The 13,030-nt window shown below is 69.9% G+C and carries 13 protein-coding genes; 4 read left to right on the top strand and 9 right to left on the bottom strand.

What is annotated here, in order from left to right:
* Nucleotides 1–2 precede the first annotated feature (2 nt).
* The 8 genes from rplB to rpsL all read right to left on the bottom strand — a co-directional run bounded on the left by rplB (nt 3) and on the right by rpsL (nt 6,629).
* Complete coding sequence (gene rplB / locus WME85_RS06955) at nt 3–833, bottom strand: 50S ribosomal protein L2 (protein ID WP_437836331.1); 831 nt, start codon at nt 831–833, stop codon at nt 3–5.
* A gap of 2 nt (nt 834–835) precedes the next feature.
* Nucleotides 836–1,132 carry a 50S ribosomal protein L23 gene (locus tag WME85_RS06950; protein WP_020733177.1) on the bottom strand — a complete coding sequence of 99 codons (297 nt, stop codon included), beginning with the start codon at nt 1,130–1,132 and terminating at the stop codon, nt 836–838.
* Nucleotides 1,133–1,147: 15 nt separating this feature from the next.
* Nucleotides 1,148–1,771, bottom strand: coding sequence for a 50S ribosomal protein L4 (gene rplD, locus WME85_RS06945; protein ID WP_437308313.1), 624 nt, complete (start codon nt 1,769–1,771; stop codon nt 1,148–1,150).
* Between the two features lie 13 nt (nt 1,772–1,784).
* Nucleotides 1,785–2,096, bottom strand: a complete 312-nt coding sequence (gene rpsJ / locus WME85_RS06940) for a 30S ribosomal protein S10 (protein ID WP_272100105.1) — start codon at nt 2,094–2,096, stop codon at nt 1,785–1,787.
* 10 nt (nt 2,097–2,106) lie between these two features.
* Entirely contained in the window at nt 2,107–3,297 is a 1,191-nt protein-coding gene (gene tuf / locus WME85_RS06935; RefSeq protein WP_437288608.1) for an elongation factor Tu, read from the bottom strand.
* A 9-nt stretch (nt 3,298–3,306) separates the two neighbouring features.
* Complete coding sequence (gene fusA / locus WME85_RS06930) at nt 3,307–5,421, bottom strand: elongation factor G (RefSeq protein ID WP_437836329.1); 2,115 nt, start codon at nt 5,419–5,421, stop codon at nt 3,307–3,309.
* A 309-nt stretch (nt 5,422–5,730) separates the two neighbouring features.
* The gene (rpsG, locus tag WME85_RS06925; protein WP_012233474.1) at nt 5,731–6,201 is read right to left on the bottom strand and encodes a 30S ribosomal protein S7; all 471 of its coding nucleotides are present in this window, start codon (nt 6,199–6,201) and stop codon (nt 5,731–5,733) included.
* 29 nt (nt 6,202–6,230) lie between these two features.
* Entirely contained in the window at nt 6,231–6,629 is a 399-nt protein-coding gene (rpsL, locus tag WME85_RS06920) for a 30S ribosomal protein S12 (protein ID WP_012233473.1), read from the bottom strand.
* Nucleotides 6,630–7,007: 378 nt separating this feature from the next.
* Between rpsL and WME85_RS06915 the strand changes: the two genes are divergently transcribed.
* Nucleotides 7,008–7,949 (top strand): hypothetical protein, encoded by a 942-nt coding sequence (locus WME85_RS06915; protein WP_437836327.1) that lies wholly within the window; start codon nt 7,008–7,010, stop codon nt 7,947–7,949.
* A gap of 31 nt (nt 7,950–7,980) precedes the next feature.
* Nucleotides 7,981–8,832, top strand: a complete 852-nt coding sequence (locus WME85_RS06910; protein ID WP_437836326.1) for a hypothetical protein — start codon at nt 7,981–7,983, stop codon at nt 8,830–8,832.
* A 162-nt stretch (nt 8,833–8,994) separates the two neighbouring features.
* Here the strand turns inward: WME85_RS06910 and ppk1 are convergent, their stop codons facing one another.
* On the bottom strand, nt 8,995–11,358 hold the full coding sequence (ppk1, locus tag WME85_RS06905) for a polyphosphate kinase 1 (RefSeq protein WP_437836324.1): 2,364 nt from the start codon (nt 11,356–11,358) through the stop codon (nt 8,995–8,997).
* Between the two features lie 43 nt (nt 11,359–11,401).
* On the opposite strand from ppk1, the gene panC reads away from it, so the two are divergent.
* Nucleotides 11,402–12,292 carry a pantoate--beta-alanine ligase gene (gene panC, locus WME85_RS06900; protein ID WP_437836322.1) on the top strand — a complete coding sequence of 297 codons (891 nt, stop codon included), beginning with the start codon at nt 11,402–11,404 and terminating at the stop codon, nt 12,290–12,292.
* A complete protein-coding gene (gene tmk / locus WME85_RS06895) occupies nt 12,293–13,006 on the top strand; it encodes a dTMP kinase (protein ID WP_437836320.1) in 714 nt (237 codons plus the stop codon). It begins immediately after the preceding gene.
* The last annotated feature ends 24 nt before the right edge of the window (nt 13,007–13,030 follow it).

Here is a 13,030-nt window from a genome sequence, read left to right as displayed (position 1 = left end):
GACTAACCCTTGGTCCCGCGCCGCCGGACGATCATCCCGTCGGTGCGCTTGTTGTTCCGCGTCTTGAGGCCCTTGGCGAGCTGACCCCACGGCGAGCACGGGTGACGCCCGCCGCTCGTCCGGCCCTCACCGCCGCCCATCGGGTGATCGACGGGGTTCATCGTGACACCGCGGTTGTGCGGCCGGCGCCCGAGCCAGCGCGAGCGCCCGGCCTTGCCGAGGCTGATGTTCGCGTGATCGGAGTTCGACACCTGCCCGATCGTGGCGCGGCAATCGAGGTGCACCTTGCGGATCTCACCGCTCGGGAGGCGGATCTGCGCGTAGTCGCCGTCCTTCGCCATGAGCTGCGCAGCGACGCCGGCCGAGCGCACAAGCTGACCGCCCTTGCCCTTCTTGACCTCGACGTTGTGGATCGAGGTGCCCGGCGGGATGAAGCGGAGCGTCAGGCTGTTGCCAGGCTTGATGTCCGCGTTCCGGCTCGCGAGCAGGGTCGCCCCGACCGCGAGGCCGTCGGGCGCCAGGATGTAGCGCTTCTCGCCGTCCACGTAGTGCAGGAGCGCGATCCGGGCCGTCCGGTTCGGGTCGTACTCGATCGCGGCGACCTTCGCCGGGACGCCGATCTTGTCGCGCCGGAAATCAATGATCCGGTAGCGCTGCTTGTGACCACCGCCGCGGAACCGCGACGTGATCCGGCCGTTGTTGTTCCGGCCGCCGGTGGACGTCTGCTGCTCCAGCAGAGACCGCTCGGGCTCGACCTTCGTGATCTCCTTGAAGTCGCTGACCGAGTAGTAACGCCGCGCCGGCGAGGTCGGCTTGAAGGATCTGATTCCCATGGCTATTCCGCCTTCTCGTCGAAGAACTGGATCTCGTCGCCTTCCTTGAGGGTGACGATCGCCTTCTTCCAATTGCGCAGCTTCGCATAGCCGCGCCCCATGCGCTTTTCCTTGCCGCGCATGATCATGGTGTTGACGTCCACCACGCCCACCTTGAAGAGCGTCTGGATGGCGTCCTTGATCTGGATCTTGTTCGCCTCGCGGCGGACCTCAAAGATGACCTTGTTGCCTTGGTCGCGGAGCCGGCTCGACTTCTCCGTGAGGATGATGGGCCGGCGGATGATCTGCTCGGGCTGCATGGCGGACTCCCCTGACTAGCGAAGGCAACGCGCCTCGAGCGCCTTGGCGGCGTCCCTCGAGACGATGAGGTGGTCGTGCCTGAGGAGATCGTAGACGTTGACCCCCTCCGGCGGCAGGTACTGGTGGTTCTCCAGGTTGCGGAGGCTCTTCACCAGCTTCTCGTTCCCGGCCGTGTCGACGACCAGGGACTTCTTGTCCGCCTGCAGCGTCGTCAGCGTGGCGGCGATCGCCTTGGTCTTGACCTCGGCGACCTCCAGGCTGTCGAGCACGATGAGCCGGCCCTCCTTCGCGAAGAGGGAGAGAGCGCTCTTCAGCGCGCCGATGCGCACCTTGCGGGGCGGCCGGTACGACCAGTCCTTCGGCTCGAGGGCGTGCGCCATGCCGCCGCCGGCGTGGTGCGGCGCGCGGATCGAGCCCTGGCGCGCGCGGCCAGTGCCCTTCTGGCGATAGAGCTTCTTCGTGGAGCCGGCGACCGCGCTCCGCTCCTTGGTGGCCTTGGTGCCGGAGCGGCGAGACGCGAGCTGCGCCTTCACGACCTCGTAAAAGAGGTGCTCTTTCACCTCGGTCCCGAAGACCTCGTCCGAGAGGTCGAGCTCGCCGACCTGCTCCCGCTTGAGGTTGTAAACGGTAACCTTCATGGTACCTGGACTCCTAGCTCTTGATCTCGACGTCGACGCCGGCCGAAAGGTCGAGCTTCATCAGCGCGTCGAGGGTTTGCTGAGTCGGCTCGATGATGTCGAGAAGACGCTTGTGAGTCCGGATCTCGAACTGCTCGCGCGACTTCTTGTCGACGTGGGGCCCCCGCAGCACCGTGTAGCGACGGATCTCGGTGGGCAGCGGGATGGGTCCCGCGACATGGGCGCCGGTCCGCTTCGCCGTCTCGACGATGTCGCTCGTCGACTTGTCGAGCAGCTGGTGATCGAAGGCTTTGAGGCGAATCCGGATCTTCGTTGTATCAGGCATGGTGCTCTTCCTACGCGAGGATCTTGGTGACGACGCCGGCGCCCACCGTCTTGCCGCCCTCGCGGATGGCGAAGCGCATCTGCTCCTCCAGCGCGACCGGGGCGATGAGCTCGATCGTCATCGTGATGTTGTCGCCCGGCATCACCATCTTCACCCCCTCGGGGAGGTTCACCGTGCCGGTCACGTCCGTCGTGCGGATGTAGAACTGCGGCCGGTAGTTGGTGAAGAACGGCGTGTGGCGCCCGCCCTCCTCCTTCTTGAGGACGTACACCTCACCGGTGAACTTCGTGTGCGGCGTGATCGACCCGGGCTTCGCGAGCACCTGGCCGCGCTCGATCTCTTCCTTCTCCACGCCGCGGAGGAGGCAGCCGACGTTGTCGCCCGCCTGCCCCTGATCGAGCAGCTTCCGGAACATCTCGACGCCGGTGACGACCGACTTCTTCGTGTCCTTGAAGCCGATGATCTGGACCTCGTCGCCGACCTTGATGATGCCGCGCTCGATGCGGCCCGTGGCCACGGTGCCGCGGCCCTTGATCGAGAACACGTCCTCGATCGCCATCAGGAACGGCTTGTCGATGTCGCGCACCGGCTCGGGGATGTAGCTGTCGAGCGCGTTGAGGAGCTGCTGGATCGTCTCCTCCCACTTCGGGTCGCCCTGCAGCGCGGGCAGCGACGCGCCCCGGACCACCGGCGCGTTGTCGCCGTCGAACTTGTACTTCGACAGGAGCTCGCGGACCTCCATCTCGACCAGGTCGAGCATCTCCGGGTCGTCCACGGCGTCGCACTTGTTGAGGAACACGACGATGTGGTTCAGGCCGACCTGGCGGGCGAGGAGCACGTGCTCGCGCGTCTGCGGCATCACGCTGTCGAGCGACGACACGACGAGGATCGCCCCGTCCATCTGCGCCGCGCCGGTGATCATGTTCTTGATGTAGTCGGCGTGCCCGGGACAGTCGACGTGGGCGTAGTGGCGGTTGACCGACTCGTACTCCACGTGCGCCGCCGCGATGGTCACCGTCTTGGTCTCGTCACGGACCGTCCCGCCCTTCGCGATGTCGGCGTACGAGATCGCCTTCGCCAGCTGGCGCTTCGACTGCACCTTGACGAGCGCCGCGGTGAGCGTGGTCTTGCCGTGGTCGATGTGACCGATGGTGCCCACGTTCACGTGCGGCTTCGTACGAGTGAATTTCTCCTTGGCCATGGCGTCTTTTTAACCTCGCTGCTTGGCGACGATCTCTTCCTGGATCGCTGCTGGAACCGGTGCGTAATGAGAGAACTGCATCGAATGAGTCGCGCGGCCCTGCGTCTTTGAACGGACGTCGGTCGCGTAACCGAACATGGTGGCGAGCGGGACCTCCGCTCGGATCACCCGGGTGTTCGCGCGTTGCCCCATGTCGAGGATGCGGCCACGTCGCGAGTTGAGGTCTCCGATGACGTCCCCGAGGTAGTTCTCGGGAGACACGACCTCGACGGCCATCATCGGCTCGAGGAGCACGAGGCCCGCCCGCTTGGCGCCGTCCTGGAAGGCCATCGACGCGGCGACCTCGAACGCGGGCCCCGAGGAGTCGACCTCGTGGTAGCTGCCGAAGTGGAGCCGCACCTTGATGTCGACGACGGGGTAGCCCGCGAGAACGCCGCGGCCCATCGCGTCCCGGATGCCCTTCTCGATCGAGGGGATGAACTCCTTCGGGATGATGCCGCCGACGATATCGTTCTCGAAGATGAAGCCCCCGCCGCGCTCGGCCGGCTCGATGTCGATCCGGACGTGGCCGAACTGGCCGTGCCCGCCCGACTGCCGGACGAAGCGCCCCTCGACGTCCGTCGCCTTCTTCGCGATGGTCTCGCGGTAGGCGACCTCGGGCTTGCCGACGTTGGCGTCGACCTTGAACTCGCGCTTCAGGCGGTCGACGATGATCTCGAGGTGGAGCTCGCCCATCCCGGCGATGATCGTCTGCCCGGTGTCCTCGTTCGTGAAGGTGCGGAACGACGGGTCCTCGTAGGCGAGCTTCTGCAGGCTGAGCCCGAGCTTGTCGAGATCGACCTTGGTCTTCGGCTCGATCGCGATCGAGATCACGGGGTCGGGGAACTCCATGCGCTCGAGCACGATCGGGTGCTTCTCGTCACAGAGCGTGTCCCCGGTGCGGGTGTCGCGGAGCCCCACGGCAGCGTAGATGTTGCCGGCGTAGCAGACGTCGATCTCCTCGCGCTTGTTCGCGTGCATCCGGAGGATGCGCCCGAACCGCTCGCGCTTGCCGCGCGTCGAGTTGAGCACGCTGACGCCGCTCTTCGTCGTGCCGGAGTAGACGCGGAAGAACGTGAGGTTGCCGAACTGGTCGTTCATGATCTTGAACGCCAGCGCCGCGAACGGCTCGTCGTCGCTCGCCTTGCGCGCGACGACCTTGTCCTTCTTGTCCGGCAGCGTCCCCTCGACGGCCTTGATGTCGACCGGCGACGGCAGGTAGTTCACCACGCTGTCGAGCAGGAGCTGGACCCCCTTGTTCTTGAACGCCGAGCCGCAAAGGACCGGGACGATCTTGAAGCTGAGGGTGCCCGCGCGGATCGCCGCGTGGATCTCCTCCTCGGTGATCTTGTCGAGCTCGCCGGCGATGAACTTCTCCATCACCTTGTCGCTCGAGTCGGCGCACGCCTCGAGGAGCCTCTCCCGGAGCTCCTTGCACCGGGGAAGGAGGTCGCCCGGGATCTCCTGCCACTCGTAACGCTGGCCCTTCGTCTCCTCGTCGAAGACGGCGGCCCGGAGGGTCACGAGGTCGATCACGCCGCGGAAGGAGTCCTCGGAGCCGAGCGGGTAGTGGATCGCCACCGGGTTCGCGCCGAGGCGCTCGCGGATGGAGTCGACGCACATGTCGAAGTCGGCGCCGACCTTGTCCATCTTGTTGATGAACGCGATGCGCGGGACCTCGTACTTGTCCGCCTGCCGCCAGACGGTCTCGCTCTGCGGCTCGACGCCGTTGCCGCCGTCGAACACCGCCACCGCGCCGTCGAGCACCCGCAGGCTTCGCTCGACCTCGATGGTGAAGTCGACGTGGCCGGGGGTGTCGATGATGTTGATGCGGTGGGAGATGCCCTTGTGAGATCCCTGCTCCGGCGTCCAGAAGCAGTTCGTCGCGGCCGACGTGATCGTGATGCCGCGCTCCTGCTCCTGGACCATCCAGTCCATCGTGGCGGCGCCCTCGTGGACCTCGCCGATCTTGTAGTTGACACCCGAGTAATAAAGGATGCGCTCGGTGACCGTGGTCTTGCCCGCATCGATGTGGGCCATGATCCCGATGTTGCGCGTCCGTTCCAGGCTGTACTCGCGTGCCACTGTTCCTTCTCCGTCGTGTTGATGCGTGGGGTGAGTGTTCCGGACTCAGGATGCAAAACACCCTCTCCAGCCCGGCCCGCCGCCGTTGTGGCGGGCACTTGAACCTGGAGAGGGTGTCGGGGTACAGCAGCAGCTTTTCTAGGTCTCGCGATGGTCAGCGCTGTCGCGCTCCCTCGAGAAGACCGGCTCTGTAACCCGATCCTTATGTCGACTGTGCCATCTCGCTCTACGCGTCTCCTCGCCTGGTCGCCGGGACGTGAAATGGACGAACCAGCGCAGATCCTGGATCTGCGCTGGTGGTCTCGGTGCCTACCACCGATAGTGGGCGAACGCCTTGTTGGCCTCCGCCATCTTGTGCGTGTCGTCGCGCTTCTTGACCGCGTTGCCGCGGTTCTGCGCCGCGTCGACGAGCTCGGCGGCGAGCCGCTCGCGCATCGTCTTCTCGCCGCGGCCGCGCGAGTAGGTCACGAGCCAGCGCATCGCCAGCGCGACGCGGCGCTCGGGCCGGACCTCGACGGGGACCTGGTAGGTCGCGCCGCCGACGCGCCGGCTCTTCACCTCGAGCTTCGGCTTCACGTTGTCGAGCGCCTTGCGGAAGACGTCGATCGGCTCCTCCTTGAAGCGGTCGCGCACGATGTCGAACGCGCCGTAGAGGATCCCCTCGGCGGTCGCCTTCTTGCCCGACTGCATCAGGGAGTTCGTGAACTTGGCGACGAGCTTGTCCTTGTACTTCGGGTCCGGAATGATCTTCCGCTTCGGGACTTCGCGACGACGGGGCATCTTCGTTCCTCTGCTCGGCTATCGCCCGGTCAGGCCTTCGGGCGCTTCACGCCGTACTTCGAGCGCTTGCGGTTGCGGGTCGCTTTGTTGGTGGAGCTCGGCCCGGCGGCGCCGGACGCGTCGAGCGTGCCGCGGACGACGTGGTAACGCACGCCCGGCAGGTCCTTCACGCGGCCGCCTCGGATGAGGACGACCGAGTGCTCCTGCAGGTTGTGGCCTTCGCCCGGGATGTAGCTCGTTACTTCCATCTGATTGCTCAGCCTGACACGGCAGACCTTGCGGAGTGCCGAGTTGGGCTTCTTCGGCGTCGTGGTATAAACACGGACGCACACGCCTCGGCGCTGCGGGCAGGACTTGAGCGCAGGAGAGGCCGTCTTGTAGCGGGCGGCCTCGCGGCCTTGGCGGATGAGCTGGCTGATGGTCGGCATAGAGACGCGGATTTCCACCTGAGGGATGGGGACGCGCAGGATACCCAGCAGCAGAATCATGTCAAGGGTGACGTCACCCGTTCGTGTTGGATGCTTCCCCGCGCGGGCCTTCTGCGTTCCTGCCCGGCGCGGAGCGGGGTGCTGACGCGCCGCCACGCGCGGCGAGCGAGTGAGGCGCGTTCGCTTCGTGCCGCGCTGCGCCTGCGCGCGGCACGAAGCGAACGCGGATGCGCGCGAGCGGCTCTTGGCGGCCCGGCTGCTGTTCGGTACGGTCGCTGCGTGGCGAAGAAGCTTTCACGCGCACAGCGTAAAGAAAGCCGGCGGAAGGCGCCGCAAGACGGCGTCTCGTCAGCGGCTGCGTCCCGCGCGGACCTGGGGGTGGCGGCTCCCTCATCGCGCAGCGTCCCGGTCGACAAGGAGACGTCGCGAGGATCTGCCGGGGCGCGCAGCGAGGCCGCGACGAGCGGCCGGGGCGACGACGCGCTCCGCGCCTCGGCCCGCGGCGCCGCCTCGTCGAAGAGCGCGCAGCCTGCGCGAGCTCGAGACGCCGCCGCGTCGACGGGCGCGCAGCCCACGCGAGACGCGGGCGCGCGGGCTGCGCGAGCTCGAGACGCCGCTGCGGCGAAGGGCGCGCAGCCCGCGCAAGCGCGGGACGGGAGCACGCGGGCGAAGGCGGGGAGAGATCGCGTGCTCCTCGTCTTCCTGGGCGTCGTTGCGCTCGCCGCGGTGATCGTGTTCGCGGCGCAGTCCCCGCGCGCTCCGGAGCGCGCGACGGCGGAGCCCGCGAGCGCCGCTCCGACGCGGCAGGAGCGCGCCGCGGAGGAGCCCGCGAGCGCGGACCCCGCAGCGCCAGCGCGGGCGAGCGAGCTGCCGGCACGACCTCCCGTCGACTCGTCGCCCCCGACGATCGTCACGGCGGAAGCGGACGCGGGTGCGCCCGCGAGCGCCGCAGCCCAGCAGCGCGCGGCCGCCAGCGCCGCCCCGCGGGACACAGCCTCCAGCGCCGCGTCGGGGAGAGCTGCCGCCGAGACACCAAAGAAGCCTGCGCAGGCGGCGAAGCCAGCCAGAGCGACGCCGCAGCCTGGCGCGACGCCGCAGGCCGGAGTGACGCCGCAGCCTGCCGCGACGCCGCAGGCCGGAGTGACGCCGCAGCCTGGCGCGACGCCGCAGCCTGCCGCGACGCCGCAGGCCGGAGTGACGCCGCAGCCTGGCGCGACGCCGCAGCCTGCCGCGACGCCGCAGGCCGGAGTGACGCCGCAGCCTGGCGCGACGCCCCCGCCGGAGCCGGCGAAGAGGCCCGCCGAGACCCCTGTCGAATGATCGAAACCGCCGCGATGAAAGGACGCCCGAGATGCCTGGCTTGATTGCTTCGCCCGACGCCGCCCGAACGCCGCGCCGCTCGCCGCGCTCCGGCGGACCGGCGCTCGCCCTGCCGCTCGGCGTCGCGCTGTCCGGCCTGCTCGCCGCGACAACGGCGAGCGCGCAACCGGCGCCGCAACGACAGCCTCCTGCGGCGTCATCCGCGGCGCCGGCCTCCACGCTGCCCGCCGCCGCGCCGCCAGCCGCCGCGCCGCAGCCGGGCGGCGCTCCCCCGGCGCCGCCACCCGGCGCTACGACGCCGCCGCCCGGCCCGCCGGCTCCCGCCGCAGCGCCCTACCCCGCGCCGCCCTACCCCGCGCCGCCGCAGCAAGGCCCTCAGGCTGGACCAGGCGCGCCGCCGGGCTATCCACCGCCGGGCTATCCGCCGGCGGGGTATCCGGGCGGCTACGCCCCCTATGGCGGCGCCTACCCGCCGCCCCCGCTGGGCTATCCGCCTCCCGCGGCGGACCTCCCGCCCGCTCCGCCCCCGGTTCCCCTCCGGCGGAAGAGCCCGAGCCTGATGCTGGGCGGCATCGCGCTCACCGCCGGCGGCACCATCGCGTTCTTCGCCGGGACCGGCCTGCTTGCATCGGCGAGCGAGCGCTACGAGATCTACTGCGATTTCGGAGGCTCCACGGGCGTCTGCGACAGACGCACCGACGGTCCCCGTCAGATCGCCGGCGCGCTCATCTCGGTGGCAGGCGGCATCATGCTCGCCGTGGGTATCCCGCTCTGGATCATCGGCGGCAAGAAGGTGCCGGCCACTGGCGAAGCGCCCAGGGCGCCAGCCCAGACCACGCTCTCGCTCGGCCCGGGGTCCGCCGCGCTTCAGACGCGGTTCTGAGCCGTGCTCGACCCCGCGCTCCCGGCGCGCGGGCGCGGCCGCCGACGAGCCCCGCGCCCCCTCTCCGGCCCTCCGGGCGCGCGAGGCCGAACGTAGACCCGCGCGATCGCGATCAGGAGAGGCCCTTCTTCTTCTTCGCGGCCTTGCGGCGCGCGATCGCGATCAGGAGAGGCCCTTCTTCTTCTTCGCGGCCTTGCGGTGGCGCGACTCGCCGTCCGAGGCGCTCGTGGGCACGCGGAGGATGTGGAAGCGCCCGCCGCCGCGCGCGAGCGGATCGCTGAGCTTCACCCGCTCGCGCGCGAGCTCGATGAAGCGCTGCTGCGACCGCAGCGCCGGGGCGCCGGGGGGCACCTGGAGCTTGTGGTAGCTGCCGTCGCTCGCGAGCTCCCAGGTCTTCGCCGTGTCGGAGGTCGCGGTGCTCAGCATGTCCTCCACGCGCGCGCGGATCGTCGGCTCGATGATCGGGATCATCAGCTCGACGCGGCGGTGGAAGTTGCGCGGCATCCAGTCGGCGCTCGACATGTACACCTCCTCGTTGCCGCCGTTCGCGAACCGGAACAGGCGCTTGTGCTCGAGGAAGCGGTCGATGATCGCGCGCACCTGGATCCGCTCCGACAGCCCCGGGATGCCCGGCCGGAGGCAGCAGATGCCGCGCACCGCGAGCTTGACGTCGACCCCGGCCTGCGACGCCGCGTAGAGCGCGTCGATGACGTCGACGTCCACGAGGGCGTTCATCTGCGCCACGATCTCCGCCTTACGCCCCGCCCGCGCGTGGGCCGCCTCGCGCGCGATCATGCCGAGCACCGCCTCGTGCAGGCCGAGCGGCGCCACGAGGAGGCGATTCCACTTCGGCGGCGCGCTGTAGCCCGTCAGCAGGTTGAAGAGCGACGTCATGTCCTCGCCGATCTCCCGGTTCGCCGTGAACAGGCCGATGTCGGTGTAGAGCCGCGCCGTCTGCGGGTTGTAGTTGCCCGTCGAGAGGTGCACGTAGCGGCGCAGCTTGTCCTTCTCGCGCCGCACGACCAGCAGCGCCTTCGCGTGCGTCTTCAGCCCGAGCAGGCCGTAGATCACCTGCACGCCGCTCTGCTCGAGCGTCCGCGCCCACTGGATATTGCTCGCCTCGTCGAAGCGCGCCTTCAGCTCGACGATGGCCGTCACCTGCTTGCCGCTCTCGGCCGCGCGCGCGAGCGCCTTCAGGATCGGCGAGTCGCCGCCGGTCCGGTACAGCGTCTGCTTGATCGCGAGGACGTTCGGGTCGTCGGCCGCGCGCGAGACGAACTCGGCGACGGGGTCGAACGACTCGTAGGGGTGGTGCAGGAGCACGTCCTGCTCGCGGATGACCGCGAAGATGTCCTCCACGTCCCGGAAGAGCGGCGGCACCTGCGGCGAGAACGGCTCGTCGCGGTACTCGCGGCGCTCGTCGTCGGCGAGGATGCCCATGAGGTCGGCGATGTGGAGCGGCCCCGGCACCCGGTAGACCGCGAGCGACGAGTCGACCTTGAGCGCGCGGCAGAGCCGCTGGACCGAGGTCCCGGCGCCCTCGCCGATGCCGATCTCCAGGCGCACCGCGTTGCCGCGATCGCGCCGGCGGAGCTCGGCCTGGATCGTCTCCAGCAGGTCCTCGCCCTCCTCCTCGTCGATCTCGAGGTCCCAGTTCCGGGTGACGCGGAACGGGTAGGTGCCGCGCAGCCTGCCCGAGGGGAAGAAGTCCTTCACGTGCCGGGCGATCACGTCCTCGAGCAGGACGAACGCGCGCATCGTGCCTTCCACGCGCACCCGCATGAGCCGGCTCAGCATCGGCGGCACCTGGATGACCGCGAAGCCGGGCTCCTGCGCTTCGTGCTCGCGGGAGAACATGATCCCGAGGTTGATCATCTTGTTGCGCAGGTGCGGGAACGGGTGCCCCGGGTCGATCGCGATCGGCGTCAGGATCGGGAAGATGTCGGTGCGGAACCGGTCGTCGAGCGCGCTGAGCTCGGTCGGGTCGAGCTCGTCCGGCCGCACGATCACGATGCCGGCGCGCTGGAGCGCCGGGATCAGGTCGGCGTTCCAGAGCTGGTAGGCGTCGTCGACGAGCGCGTGGACCCGCGCGCTGATCGCCACGAGCTGCTCGTGGGGCGTGAGCCCGTCCGGGGGGACCTCCGCGATGGTGCGGAGCGTCTGCGCCTGGAGGCCGGCGACGCGCACCATGAAGAACTCGTCGAGGTTGGAGAAGAAGATGCTCAGGAACTTGAGGCGCTCGAACAGCGGCACCTCGTGCGCCCGCGCCTCCGACAGCACCCGCGCGTTGAACTCGAGCCACGAGAGCTCCCGGTTCAGGTAGTGCGCCGGGTCGCCCTCGATCGAGACCGGCCCCGAGGCGACCGGGATCGACACCGGGCCGCTCGCCGGGGCGGCGGTCCCTCCAGACCTCGCGCCGGCCGGGTCGCCCGAGCTCGCTCCGGGCCTGACGGCCTGAGCGGTATCTACATCATAGCCGGAATCCGGAGCGCCGGACGCGTCCGTCGTGGAGGGCAGGTCAACCATGGTCGAAGCTCCGATTTTATCGCAGGTCTGGTAGGGTCCGCTCATGGAATTCTGGCGACAACCGGACGAGCTCAGGCTCGCTTGCGAGCGGGCGCGCGCGGCGGGACGCCGCGTCGCCCTCGTCCCGACGATGGGCGCGCTCCACGCAGGCCATCTCGCGTTGATCGCAGAGGCGCGGCGGAGAGCGGATTTCGTGGCGGTGACCGTCTTCGTCAACCCGACGCAGTTCGGCGCGGGCGAGGATCTCGCGCGCTACCCGCGGACGCTCGAGCGCGACCGCGCCGCGTGCGCGGAGGCGGGCGCATCCGGGGTGTTCGCGCCGGACGTCGCGGCGATGTACCCGCCCGGCGAGGAGACGCGCGTGCGCGTCGGCGCGACGGCGGCCCCGCTCTGCGGCGTCTACCGGCCCGTGCACTTCGAGGGCGTCGCCACCGTGGTCACCAAGCTGTTCGCGCTCGCCGGCCGGTGCGTCGCCGTCTTCGGCCGCAAGGACTACCAGCAGCTCCAGGTGATCCGGCGGCTCGCCGCCGATCTGTTCCTGCCCGTCGAGGTCGTCGGGGCGACGACGGTGCGCGAGCCCGACGGCCTGGCCATGTCGTCCCGCAACGCCTATCTCTCGCCCGAGCAGCGGAGCGCGGCGCGCGCCATCCCGCTCGCCCTCACCGACGCGTGCCGCGCCTTCGCCCGCGGCGAGCGGCGCCCCACGGCGCTCCTCGAGCCCGCGCGCGCCCGGCTGTCGGCCGTCGCGACGAGCGTCGATTACGTGGACCTCGCCGACCCGGAGTCGCTGGCGATCTGGAGCGGTGAAGCGGCGGTCGGCGACCGGGCGCTGCTGGCGGTCGCCGTCCGCCTCGGGACCGCGCGCCTCATCGACAACGTCGTGCTCGGGGAAGACGCGCCGCCCATCGCGGGCGTGGGCGAGGAGGCCGGCTAGATGACGATGACGAGGACGACGAGCTCCGATCGGGAGGTCCCCGCGCCCTCCTCGCGCCCTCCGGCCGAGTCCCGGCGCGGCGTCTTCATCGTGTTCGAGGGCATCGACGGGGCCGGCACGAGCACGCAGGCCGAGCGCTACGCGGCGCACCTCGGGGCGGCGCGGCGCATGGTCCGCGTCACCCGCGAGCCGAGCAGCGGGCCCGTGGGCGCGCTCCTCCGGCTGATGCTGACCCACCGGGTCACGCTCCCCGGCGCCCGCCAGGCCGAGGTGATGGCGCTCCTCTTCTCCGCCGACCGCCTCGATCACCTCGGCGCCGAGGTCGAGCCGCTCCTCCACGACGGGTACGTCGTGATCTCCGACCGCTACGATCTGTCGAGCCTCGCATACCAGTCCACGACGGCGGCCGACGGCGGCAAGGACCAGGGCGCGATGCTCGCGTGGATCCGCGAGCTCAACCGCCCGGCGCGGAGGCCCGACGTCACGGTGGTGATCGACGTGGCGCCGGAGGTCGCCGAGCAGCGCCGCCGCGCCCGCGGGGGCGCAGAGGAGCTGTTCGAGCAGAGCGAGCTCCAGGCGCGGCTCGCCGCGGCGTACCGGCGGGCGGAGGAGCTCGTGCCGGGCGACCGCGTCATCCATGTCGACGGGGGTGGCTCGGTCGACGAGGTCTCCCGCGCGATCATCGCGGCGCTCGGGCCGATCGTGGAGCGGTGAGCCTGGCGTCGATGCGTTGAGCGC

It is taken from the genome of Sorangium sp. So ce1153, assembly GCF_051521595.1.
Classification (GTDB): domain Bacteria; phylum Myxococcota_A; class Polyangia; order Polyangiales; family Polyangiaceae; genus Sorangium.
This window is presented reverse-complemented; position numbering and strand designations above follow the sequence as displayed.